Source organism: Pseudomonas syringae (assembly GCF_021605415.1).
GTDB classification, from domain to species: Bacteria; Pseudomonadota; Gammaproteobacteria; order Pseudomonadales; family Pseudomonadaceae; genus Aquipseudomonas; species Aquipseudomonas syringae_S.
Map to the genome: position 1 here is coordinate 93,969 of NZ_WKEQ01000016.1, position 11,783 is coordinate 105,751.

Sequence of the window (11,783 nt, forward strand, 5' to 3'; positions counted from 1 at the left end):
TACGTCGTTACAGCGCACCTTTTTCCTTGTAGTAGCGCTCGGCACCCGGATGCAGTTCGATGGGCAGGTTTTTCGCCGCCGTTTCCAGCTTGATGTCCTTGGCCGCCGAATGGGAGTTGCCCAACCGTGTCAGGTTCTCGAACAGCAGCTTGGTCATTTGATAGGCCACTTCATCCGGCACATCGGTGCGGGTCACCAAAATGTTGGTGATTGCCACCGTCGGCACGGCATCTGGCTGGCTGTCGTAGGTGTTGGGCGGAATCATCGCGCTCTGATAGGCCGGGTTGTTGATCTTCGCCACCACGTCACTGGGGATGGAGACGTAGTTCAGCGGCATCACCGAAGACAAGTCGCGAATCGCCGCCATGCCCAGCCCGGAGGATTGCAGTGTCGCGTCCAGTTGACGGTTCTTGATCAGCTCGACCGACTCGGCAAACGGCAGATATTGCACTTTGCCCATGTCCTCGTAGGTCAAGCCCGCCGCTTTGAAAATCGCACGCGCGTTCAATTCGGTGCCCGATTTCGGCGCGCCGACTGAGATGGTTTTACCTTTGAGATCGGCGAGAGTCTTGATTCCCGATTCCTGGCTGGCGACGATTTGAATGTAATTGGGATACGCGCCAGCCAGGGCACGCAACTTGCTCAGCGGCGCATTGAAACCAGCGTCGGCCACACCATTTTTGGCATCGGCGACGGAATCACCCAGCGCAAAGGCCAGTTCGCCGCGCCCGGCCTGGAGCAGGTTGAGATTTTCCACCGAAGCCTTGGTGGCCTGCACCGATGTTTTGACGCCTGGAATACCATCGCTGTAGATCTGCGACAGCCCGACCCCGATCGGGTAATAAACCCCGCTGGTGCCCCCGGTCAGCACGTTGATAAATATTGGCGCGGCCTGACTCGCCGTAGTGACCGCCAAGGCTGCTGCCGCGGCCAGAAGGGTAAAGCGGCTTTTGATTCGCATGGAAACTCTCCGTCTTGTTTTGGTTTTATCCAGAGTTTTTCAACTGTAGTTGATGCCAGCGCACAGGCGATGCGTTAATCGCCGCCTGTGCGCTTCAACATGTTGCAACGCATGAACGTTACGTAATGGCAGGCATCAACTCATCCCCAACCAGGTTGGCAGCGCCAGGGAAATCCACGGTACGTAAGTGATCAGGATCAGGAACATCAGCAATAGCAGCAGCCATGGCATGGCTGCTCTGATGGTCGCCGGCAGAGACATGCCGGTCACCGCCGAGGTCACGAACAGGTTCAGCCCCACGGGCGGGGTGATCAAGCCGATTTCGAGGTTGACCACCATGATGATGCCCAGGTGAATCGGGTCGATGCCCAGCTTCATGGCGATGGGGAACAATATCGGCGCCAGGATCAGGATGATTGCCGAGGGTTCCATAAAGGCGCCCGCGATCAACAGCACGATGTTCACCACCAGCAGGAACGTCACTGGCGTCAGCCCGGCTTCAATGACCCAGGCGGTGATTTGCTGCGGCAACTGCTCGGTCGTCAGTACGTGCGCGAAGAGCATGGCGTTAGCAATGATGAACATCAGCATGATGCTCAGCTTGGCGGATTCCAGCAGGACTTTGGGCGTCTCGCGGAAGGTCAGATCCTTGTAAACAAACAGGGCGATAAACGCCGAATACACCGCTGCGACTGCCGCTGCTTCCGTCGGCGTAAACATCCCGGAGTAGATGCCACCGAGGATAATCAGCATCAACAGCAAGCCCCAAATGGCCTTGCGGGCGGCGGTCAGCCATTCGCGAAGGGTGGCGCGAGGCATCGCGGGCAGGTTTTTCTTAACGGCAACAATGTAGATCGCGACCATTAACACCAGGCCCAGCAAGAGTCCGGGGATGACCCCCGCCATGAACAGCTTGCCTACCGAGGTTTCCGTGGCGGCGGCATATACCACCATCACAATCGACGGCGGGATCAGGATGCCCAGTGTCCCGGCGTTGCAGACGATGCCCGCGCCGAAGGCCTGCGGATAACCCGAGCGAACCATCCCGGCAATGGCAATCGAACCCACGGCGGCTACTGTCGCCGGGCTGGAACCGGACAGGGCGGCGAACAACATGCAAGCCAGTACAGCGGCAATCGCCAGACCGCCGCGGATGTGTCCGACGCAGGCATTGGCGAAATCGATGAGTCGGCGAGCTACACCGCCCGTGGTCATGAACGCGCCGGCGAGCAGGAAGAATGGAATCGCCAGTAGCGTGTAATGCTCCGATGTCTCGAACAGTTTGATCGCCAGGGAACGGACGGAGTCAGGGCTGAAAAACACAATGGTCATAGAACCGGCCAGGCCCAGGGAAATCGCAATGGGCACACCGATGAACATCAGAACGAACAGTGTCACGAACAGGAAGGCAATGGTCATGGCTTGTTGTCCTCGATGTCCGTCAGTTTCAATGCGTCGGCTGCTTCATCGGCCAGGCCGAGACCGGTTTGCCGGCCGCGCAGGATGCGCACGAGAATTTCGACGAAACGAATGAACACCAAGGCAAAACCCACGGGCACGATCAACCCGATGTGCCATTGCATGATGCCGAAATGGCCCAGGTCTTCAGCGCCGATTTCTGCCGTCATCAACGTGTGAATCCATTCGAAACTGGCAATGCTCAGGAGCCCGGCATAGACCAGGCAGCAGAGGCAGGCGAGGACGCCGATCAGCCGCTGGACAGGCTTGCTCGCCAGTTTTACCAGCGCATCGACGCCGATGTGGCCCGCCGTGCGTACGCCATAAGACAAGCCGAAAAAGATCAGCCAGCCAAACAATGCCTTGGTCAGCGCGGTGCTCCACGTCATGGCCTGGGCCATGCCCATGACCTGATCGCCGATGCCGAACAGGATCTCGCTCGCACCTTGCCAGTGATCGGCAAGGCTGTAGAAAAGGGTGTAGAGGTTATTGAGGACGACATAGACGAAGGTCACCAACGTCATCGCCGCCAGGAGGAAGACGATGAAACCCTCCTCGAAGTGTTCCCAGATGCGCCGAAGGGCAATCATGGATGGCATCTCCTGTAGCGAGAAGGCGGCAAGTGCTGTCAGGGTGCCAACACTTGCCGACGGATCATTGAGCCTTGTTGGCAGCTTCGGCAGCGGTGATCAGGTCAGGCCCGATGTCCGCTTCGAACTTCTTCCAGACAGGCTTCATTGCTTCTCGCCATTCCTGACGCTGCTCAGGCGTCAGGAGGATGATTTCAGTGGTTTTCGCAGCGACGATGCTTTGCTTGGCATCCTGGTTAAGCTTCTCGGCGTCTTTGTTCACCTGAGCGGTGACCTCGACCAGAATCTTGTCCAGTTCGCTACGCACGTCTGGCGGCAGGCCGTTCCAGAACTTGGTGTTGGTGATCAGCATGTAATCCAGCACACCGTGATTGGACTCGGTGATGTACTTCTGTACTTCATGCATTTTTTGGCTGTAGATGTTCGAGTACGGGTTTTCCGCACCGTTGACCACGCCGGTCTGCAAACCTTGATACACCTCGGCGAAACTCATTTTGCGCGGGTTGGCACGCAAAACCTTGAACTGCTCTTCAAGCACCGCAGACGCTTGTACACGGAACTTCAGACCCCGTGCGTCACCGGGGACACGCAGCGGTTTGTTGGCCGACAGCTGCTTCATCCCGTTGTGCCAATAGGCCAGGCCGGTGATGTTTTTGCTTTCCATGGACTTGAGCAGCCCCTGACCCTGCGGGCTCAGCTGGAAGCGGTCAACAGCGGCGATGTCGTCAAACAGGAAGGGCAAATCGAACAACTGGACGGTCTTGGTGTACTGCTCGAACTTGGCCAGTGACGGCGCGATGATCTGGACGTCGCCGAGCAGCAGCGCTTCCATTTCCTTGCCATCGCCAAACAGCGAGGAGTTGGGGTAGACCTCGACCTTGACCTTGCCGGGCAAGCGTTCTTCCACGAGTTTCTTGAACATGATCGCGCCCTGGCCCTTTGGGGTCTGGTCGGCAACCACGTGGGAGAACTTGATGATGATCGGGTCAGCCGCCATGGCCGTGTTCACGGCACCCATGGCGAGGGTCAAAGCCAGGGCTTTGTAGATGGTTTTCAACATGTCGGTAAATTCCTCTTATTATTTTGTTTTACTGTAGCTCCATGCGGTACGGCGCATTCCTACGGCGGACACGCTCTAGTTTAGGCACAAAACGTCGTGAAGAGGGTAGTCTGCCATCATTGCCATGTTGAACATCGATTGGAAAACGCTCGAGTGATCAAACCGATTCTTCTGTTGCGACGCCGTTTTGCCTCTCTCCGCTGGCGCACCCGCGTGACGCTCTGGGTTGCCGCCACGCTCGCCGGGCTGCTCGTCGTCCTGTTCGCTCGACTGGCTGACCTCGCGCTCACTCAATTTGCCTTGCAGACTGCCGAGCGGCCGTGGCTCCCGTTTGTTTACACGCCGTTGGTGGGCATGTTGGTCGTATGGCTGACCACGCGTTTTTTTGTCGGCGCTCAGGGCAGCGGTATTCCCCAAGTCATCGCCGCGACACGGTTGGCGCATCAGGGCAAACCAGTCGACAAGCTGGTCTCGCTGCGCATTGCCTTCGCCAAGATCAGCCTCGGCACCCTGGCGCTGACCGGCGGATTCTCGGCGGGACGCGAGGGCCCGTCCGTGCAGGTCGCGGCGTCGATCATGCATTTTTTCCATCGTTATCTGCCGAATGCACGGATCATCCGCAGCGAAGATTTGATCCTGGCCGGCGGCGCTGCGGGCATCGCGGCGGCGTTCAACACGCCTTTGGCCGGTATCGCGTTTGCCGTCGAGGAACTGGGACGCAAACTGGAAACCCGCACCAGCGGCGTCTTACTAAGCACGATCATTCTGTCGGGGATGGTCGCCATCGCCTTGCAGGGTAACTACAACTATTTCGGCCACTTCGACGTGCAAGACATCAAGCTCGATATTGTCGTTCCGGTATTGGCGGCGGGTATCGGCTGCGGTCTCTTGGGCGGTTTGTTCAGCCGGATGCTGTTGTGGCCGCAGCGGCATCAGCGCTTTGTCTTGTGGGAATGGCGGCGCGTGCACCCCGTCTGGTTTGCCGGGGCCTGCGGGCTGATCGTGGCGATGTTGGGCTGGGTCAGTGGCGGGATGTCATTCGGCAGCGGTTACGGCGTCACCTCCCAGATCATCGTCTCTGATACCGGCCTGCCATGGCATGCGCCGGTGACGCGGTTTCTGGCAACCGTGGTGACGTACTTCTCCGGCATTCCCGGCGGTATTTTCGCGCCGTCACTTGCAGTCGGCGCGGCTGTCGGTGCCAACGCGGCGGAACTGTTCGGGCTGGCGACGCAGCCGATTATTGCGCTGTGCATGGCCGGCTTCCTCTCGGCAGTGACTCAGTCGCCGATTACCTCGGCGATCATCGTCATGGAGATGATCGACAGCCATGGCATGGTCATCAGCCTGATGGCCGTCGCGCTGATTGCCAAAGCGGTGAGCGCGCGGTTGGGGCCGGAGTTGTATCAGCAATTGGCTCGAGGGTTCCTGCAATCAGTCCAGGTGGATGCAAGAGCCCGCAGAGATTGAGGATCAGATATTCCAGCGCGGCGCCGTCTTCGCCAGGCGCTGGCGCATTTCGCCGACGTTGGCCGCCAGTTGCCGGGTCAGTAAACGGTAGCCGTCCAGCGTGTTGTACACCGGTGCGTCGAGGCTGGCATCGGGTAACTCCATCGGTCGCGCCAGTCGCTGAGACGCGCCGGACTTCAGCGCCCGCGCCATGCCGATCAACTGCACACGAATCTGCCGGTGTTCGGCTTTCAACGCCGATTGCAAATGGGCCATGGCCTCGGCGTCATTGCCATCGGGGCGGGTATTGCCGAGGATTTCCAGGGTGCTGATGCACATGCGCAGGTTGCGCTGGATGGCATCGAGTTCGGTCATCGACACTTTGACCTCCTTGGACACCGACGGCATCAGCGAGCGCAGCTGGATCATCACCGAGTTCAACCGGCCCATCAGCTTCAAATGTTCGTCGGCGCTGACCGCTTGTCCACTAATGATCCGCCCGTACACCGTGGCGCAATCGCGCAAGGCATCAGCGAGGTTGTAGCGCCACGAATAAACGGCGTACAGCGGCAGGGCGAAAGAAAACGCCAGGGCCAATGCGATGCCGATGAGAATGTCGACCCCACGCCACAAACCGTCGGTGATCGGGTTGTCACCGTGGCCGGCGACGATGAATACGGTAATTGCCGAAAGCAGGGCGGTGTAACCGCCTTTGCCGATGGCGTGGTAGGAAAAAAATCCGCAGACCACGGCCATGGCGAAATACGTCAGCCACGGTAGGCCGAGCCAGGCGTGTTGCGCCACCAGCAGCAAGCCGACAGCGGCGCCAATCAACGTTCCGGTGGCACGCTCCGCAGCTTTTTTGCCGATGTTGCCGTGATGCTGCAAGCCGCCGATCACCACCAGCATCGTCACCGAGGCCCATTCACCGTGGGGCAGGTTGATCCCGGTTGTGAGCAAGATGGTTGCCAATAATCCCAGTGCGACCCGCACCGAGTGAATCACCCGGGCGTGGCGGTAACGGCGATACGGATCCAGCAGTGGGCGCAGGACCCGACGTAGCAAGGGCGGCAAACGGTGGGTGCTGAACGTGCTCAGTGCGAATTCCTCGTCGGTGCGTAAGGCTGAGTGTCGGGCCAGTTTGGCAAACTGCGGCGCTCAACACCACCGCCACGCCGGACGGGATTGCGTGGTTTCGCAGGTCAATGGAACGGAAAGATGTAATTCATCCACGCGGCCATGCGCAGAAGGATTTTGCGCATCGTCGCGATGTGGTGAAAGTGCTGACTGTAAACCGCCGCTTGCCCATAAGCCCCGCCGGGCATCTGCTTGCTGTACTGAGCGAATTGCGGATCGGTGATTTCAATGATCACCGGCACGCGTCCGGCGGGTGGCGAGCCGGTGTAACCAATCAGTGTTCCGGACGGCTGCACCTGGCCTTCGGCAATCACGGTGATGACATTTTTGACCCGGCCCGCAAAAACCTGGCCGGGAATGCCGTCAAACGCGACTTCGGCTTCATCACCGGCCGTCAGGCGCAACAGACTGTTCTGGCGCATCCACGCCGCAAAGTATTGTCCTTCATCCGGAATGAACACCATGGACGGCCGCAGCGGCAACTTGGTCGCCATCATGCCTGGACGTAATGAGACGTGGGTGACGAAGCCCTTGCTTGGCGCGCGAACGGTGGTGTTGTCCAGTTCGAACTGGGCATTATCCAGTTGCGCCTGCAAGTCATCGGATCGTGAAATTGCCGTATCCAGTTCGCGCTGCGTGCCGAAATTGCGCTTGATCAGTTCGGTGATCCGATAACGATCACCCTTGGCGGCCACCAGTTGTGCCTTGAGCGATTTCACCCGGTTCTCAAACGGGGTGGGATCAATGCGAAACAGCACATCGCCTTTTTCCAGGGGCTCATTGCCTTGCACCGGCACGTCGATGACTTTGCCGCTGACAATCGGAATCACCGGAACGGAAACAAAATAAGAGCGGGCGACTTCAGAATAAGGATGGTTGTAGTTCATCGTGAAGATCAGCGCCCCGATCATGATGATCCCGCCCAGCACGGCGGTGGGAACGGTCCACTTGTTCAACGGGATACGGAAGATTTTGAAGATGGCGACGCAAATGGCGGTGTAGGTCAGAATCAGCAGAAGATCCATGATTTAGACGCCTTCGCCAGGGTGACCGGCAGGCGACGTAGCGGGCGAGCCCACTGCCGGTGTTTCGAGCCGTTCGATCCGACTCTGCAGTTCGCCAATCTGCAACTCCAGACGAGCGACATGACTTTGTACGGATTTGCCGTCACCAAATCCCCAGCCCTGATCTTCCCGGTACGCCATCGCCCAGATCCAGAGAAAAGGCCAGAGCGCGTGCAAGGTGAACAGACTGACCCAGCCGGTGGCATGAATCGCATCCTGGTGCGGGTGATTGCGGTGGACGGCAATTTCATAAGGAATGTCGTGAAGGACAATGATCCCGTAAAACAGGACGAGCCCGACAAAGACCAACAAGCCCAATGCGAAGTAATCAAGCATGATTGATCTCCGAGCATCACGCGAACTGCTGGGCTCAGTGTAGTCACTGTTCTACGGAATATGGCCCGGGTTTAGACCCGAAGTTGATGTCACTCCTCGCCGTTATTTCGAAAGTTAAAAGATGTAATCGGTGGTCAGGAAGCTCGAATCACGCCCGCGAATAATCTCGCTGATCAGATCCTTGTTGCTGTCCTGGAACTTGGTCGCCACCAGCGTGCGAATGGAGAACACGCGCAATGCATCGTGTACCGACAGGGTGCCTTCGGCGGAATTTTTTCGTCCGTTAAAGGGGTAGGTGTCCGGGCCGCGCTGGCACTGGGCGTTGAGGTTGATACGTCCGACCTGATTGGCGAAGGTGTCGACCAGTCGCCCGATGGCGACCGGGTTGGTGCCGAACAGGCTCAGCTGCTGGCCGAAATCCGACTCCAGCACGTAATCGATCACGGTATCCAGGTGACGGTACGGCACGATTGGCACGACCGGGCCGAACTGCTCTTCCTGATAAACGCGCATTTGCGGCGTTACCGGGTACAGCACCGCCGGGTAGAAAAACGACGCACGGGCTTCACCGCCATTGGGATTGACCACCGCCGCGCCTTTGCTCACCGCATCGGCCACCAGTGCATGCAGGTAATCGACCTTGCCCGACTCCGGCAACGGCGTCAGCGCCACGCCACTGTCCCAAGGCATACCCGGTTTGAGCGTGGCGAGTTTGGCATTGAATTTCTCGATGAACGACTCAACCACGTCTTCATGAACAAAGAGGATTTTCAGCGCGGTGCAGCGCTGGCCGTTGAACGACAGGGAACCGGTGACCGCTTCGTTGACCGCATTGTCCAGATCCACTTCCGGCAGGATGATGCCCGGGTTCTTCGCATCCAGGCCCAACGCAGCACGCAAGCGGTGTGGTTTCGGGTGCAGTTTCTTCAGGTCGCTGGCGGCTTTGTTGGTGCCAATGAAGGCGAAGATGTCGATCTTGCCGCTGGCCATCAGCGCACTGACGGTCTCGCGGCCGCTGCCGTAGATGACGTTGATCACCCCGGTCGGGAAGCTGTCGCGGAACGCTTCGAGCAATGGACGAATCAGCAAGACGCCAAGCTTGGCCGGTTTGAACACCACGGTGTTGCCCATGATCAGCGCCGGGATCAGCGTGGTGAAGGTCTCGTTCAACGGGTAGTTGTAAGGCCCCATGCACAGCGCCACGCCCATCGGTACGCGACGAATCTGCCCGAGCGTGTCTTGTTCCAGTTCGAAACGGCTGGAGCGGCGGTCGAGTTCTTTCAGGGCATTGATCGTGTCGACGATGTAGTCGCAGGTGCGGTCGAACTCTTTTTCCGAGTCCTTGAGGTTCTTGCCGATCTCCCACATCAGCAATTTGACCACGGCTTCACGTTGCAAACGCATGCGCCCGAGGAACGCTTCGACGTGCTGGATACGTTCGGCCACGCGCATGGTCGGCCATAAACCCTGACCTCGGTCGTAGGCGCGCACGGCAGCATCGAGGGCGGTGAGAGCGGTGTCGGCGTCAAGCAGCGGCGTGCTACCGAGGATTACTTGTTCATCGCCGTTGTCGCCGTGCAGATAAACCGGGCTGCGCACCGTGCCGAGCGGGCCGTCCCAGCGGCGCAGTTCGCCGTCGACGAGGTATTCACGTTGCTCGACCTGGCCTTCGAGGCGGTATTTTTCCGGGATGCTTTCAGCGCTGGGAAACAGGTTGCCAAGGATCTGTGATTCATTCATGTCGCTACCCCGAATATGGAGAGTGGATTCGATACCTGTAGGCGCGAACCTGCTCGCGAAGGCGGTGTCAGCCAACCCTTCACAGGCAGACACACCGCTATCGCGAGCAGTCTCGCTTCTACATTGAATGGAGGCAGGTCTAGGTCTTGTGCCCCAAGCCTAGACCCGTTTGCCCCCGGCTGGAAACCCTCAATCTGCAAGCACCCCGCCCCCTGTCGGAGCCGGGCTTGCCCGCGAAGGCGTCAGCACACTTAGCATCGTTGTTGCCTGATCCACCGCATTCGCGGGCAAGCCCGGCTTTTGCAGGGGCAGGGGCGTTCTCGCGAAATCCTGGCCTTGTAAGTCCCGTCGCTGTCCTGCAATGCCCTCAATCCGTTGCCGTCGTTGTCATTCTCTGACGTCATAAATAAGCGACATTCCACGCGAGGATCGAAGCGGTGCTGCTGCAATTCGGCGATCTGAATGGCCGTGCGCGGCAACAAAATCATCGTCACTTGGCCCATCTATTTCTGAGCCAGCCACACCATCCAGACTGTTAGGAGCTGCTGCAGGCTTCGATCTTTTGATGTTGTTTTGTCAGCAACAAGATAAGAAGCGTAGCGGTCTGATTTTTCCAGACACCCCGATAGGTAGAAATGCTCCTATCGAGGAGTTTTTCATGACTGACAAACGCGGGAATTTCGACGAATACTGGCAGCCCAAGATGGATAACGCATCTTAAAAAAGGCCACCGTCTTCTTTTCCCGCGAGCTTAAGAACGTAGCGGCTGGTTCGACAGGTGACCGGAATCAGCTGACCACCACACTGGTGCTCCGGGTGACTGCAGTGGTGAGTGCGAATCCAGCAGGGAGTGGGAGATCCTTTAAAAGGCCGTGCGGGTGCCAGGTGAAAATGCCTACTACCCAGGAATCATTAAGATAGAAGGGCTCCCCCCCGCCCGTGACCATTAAGTACGAGGTGGGATGATTTGTGTACTTCAAGTTAATGAGCGTGGTTGCGGTTGTGTCAATTTCGTCAGCTTTTTGCGCCAAGCGCCAGTGATACGCTTGGTCGCCGTTAAGAACCGGGCCTATTAGGAGTTGAATCACGTTAGACGCCCGTACTGGGTAGGAGCCGTAGCTGCCGTTTGCATCGGTGACCAAGATGGTCGCAGTGCCGTCTCCCTCGCTGTATACGAGGCCCGCATCCCCATAGACGCTAACGACGTTCTCGTCCGACGATTGGTAGGTGTAAGGGGGAACGCCATTGGATGGAACACGGAAATTATATGAACCAGCCGGGAAATTTCCCGAGAGAGTTAATCCTAAGTTGGTTCCGCGGACGGTAATCGTGCGGCCGTCGAGGACGAGTTCGGTAGTGTCAATGATGAGTCCGGTGATCACGGTCAAGGTACGCTCGGCGGAGGTCTGACCGTTGCCGTACAGCGCCGCGGCAGTAAACCTGTGGAGTGCCAGGCCCAGGCCTCTCAGTTCCCTGCTCCAGATACCCGAAGACGCATCGGCGGTGGCTTCGCCCATGTCGTCGGCGCCGTCGAGGATTTGCACTTTTTGCCCTTTGGCGGCGGTGCCGGTCAGGATCACGGTGGTTTCGACGGTGTGGCTGCCTTCGGGGATTTCATTTCCTTTGGCATCCTCGATTCTGGTGATTTCAGGGCGTACCAATTCCACAGCCCTTACCGTATAAGTGCGCAGCGGAAACGTCACCGCCTGCGATTCTTCCGTACTCTGGCCCAGCGCGGCCTTGAAGGACAACGCAAGTGTCGAACCATCTTTCAGCCGCTTCAAGTCGGCAAAGGGGGCCGCGTGTTCGTAATAACCGTTTCTTATCCAGTCAGCATTAGTTTCACTGGCCGTCGGCTGCAAAATCGTTTTTTCAAACTTGCTATCGTCCTCCAATGTTCCGTCGAGACGCAGCCAAACGTATTGGCGTAGGGCAATATGCGGCCAGTCGTTACAGCGCAGTTTGCCGGTGGATGTCAGGTTCATGAG

9 protein-coding genes and 1 pseudogene are annotated in these 11,783 nt (G+C 58.3%); 1 reads left to right on the forward strand and 9 read right to left on the reverse strand.

Features of this window, described 5'->3' with window-relative positions; genetic code table 11:
- Positions 1 to 7: 7 nt before the first annotated feature.
- The 4 genes from GIW69_RS13875 to GIW69_RS13890 form a co-directional block, all read right to left on the reverse strand.
- Positions 8 to 961 (reverse strand): TAXI family TRAP transporter solute-binding subunit, encoded by a 954-nt coding sequence (locus GIW69_RS13875; RefSeq protein ID WP_236483245.1) that lies wholly within the window; start codon positions 959 to 961, stop codon positions 8 to 10.
- A 135-nt stretch (positions 962 to 1,096) separates the two neighbouring features.
- Positions 1,097 to 2,380, reverse strand: coding sequence for a C4-dicarboxylate TRAP transporter large permease protein DctM (gene dctM / locus GIW69_RS13880; protein WP_236483246.1), 1,284 nt, complete (start codon positions 2,378 to 2,380; stop codon positions 1,097 to 1,099).
- Positions 2,377 to 3,009, reverse strand: a complete 633-nt coding sequence (locus tag GIW69_RS13885) for a TRAP transporter small permease (protein WP_236483247.1) — start codon at positions 3,007 to 3,009, stop codon at positions 2,377 to 2,379. The genes dctM and GIW69_RS13885 overlap by 4 nt, the downstream gene beginning before the upstream one ends.
- A 64-nt stretch (positions 3,010 to 3,073) precedes the next feature.
- Positions 3,074 to 4,069: a TRAP transporter substrate-binding protein gene (locus GIW69_RS13890; RefSeq protein ID WP_236483248.1), complete on the reverse strand. Its 996-nt coding sequence runs from the start codon at positions 4,067 to 4,069 to the stop codon at positions 3,074 to 3,076.
- Between the two features lie 153 nt (positions 4,070 to 4,222).
- Between GIW69_RS13890 and GIW69_RS13895 the strand changes: the two genes are divergently transcribed.
- Positions 4,223 to 5,539, forward strand: coding sequence for a chloride channel protein (locus GIW69_RS13895; RefSeq protein ID WP_236483249.1), 1,317 nt, complete (start codon positions 4,223 to 4,225; stop codon positions 5,537 to 5,539).
- Between the two features lie 3 nt (positions 5,540 to 5,542).
- Here GIW69_RS13895 and GIW69_RS13900 read toward each other — a convergent pair whose 3' ends face one another.
- The 5 genes and pseudogenes from GIW69_RS13900 to GIW69_RS13920 form a co-directional block, all read right to left on the reverse strand.
- Positions 5,543 to 6,583 carry an FUSC family protein gene (locus GIW69_RS13900; RefSeq protein ID WP_236483250.1) on the reverse strand — a complete coding sequence of 347 codons (1,041 nt, stop codon included), beginning with the start codon at positions 6,581 to 6,583 and terminating at the stop codon, positions 5,543 to 5,545.
- A 137-nt stretch (positions 6,584 to 6,720) separates the two neighbouring features.
- Positions 6,721 to 7,680, reverse strand: a complete 960-nt coding sequence (locus tag GIW69_RS13905) for an HlyD family secretion protein (RefSeq protein WP_236483251.1) — start codon at positions 7,678 to 7,680, stop codon at positions 6,721 to 6,723.
- A 3-nt stretch (positions 7,681 to 7,683) separates the two neighbouring features.
- Positions 7,684 to 8,055: a DUF3302 domain-containing protein gene (locus GIW69_RS13910; RefSeq protein ID WP_236483252.1), complete on the reverse strand. Its 372-nt coding sequence runs from the start codon at positions 8,053 to 8,055 to the stop codon at positions 7,684 to 7,686.
- Between the two features lie 114 nt (positions 8,056 to 8,169).
- Complete coding sequence (locus GIW69_RS13915) at positions 8,170 to 9,795, reverse strand: NADP-dependent glyceraldehyde-3-phosphate dehydrogenase (RefSeq protein ID WP_236483253.1); 1,626 nt, start codon at positions 9,793 to 9,795, stop codon at positions 8,170 to 8,172.
- Between the two features lie 788 nt (positions 9,796 to 10,583).
- Positions 10,584 to 11,783: pseudogene (locus GIW69_RS13920) on the reverse strand (hypothetical protein); the annotation flags it as partial.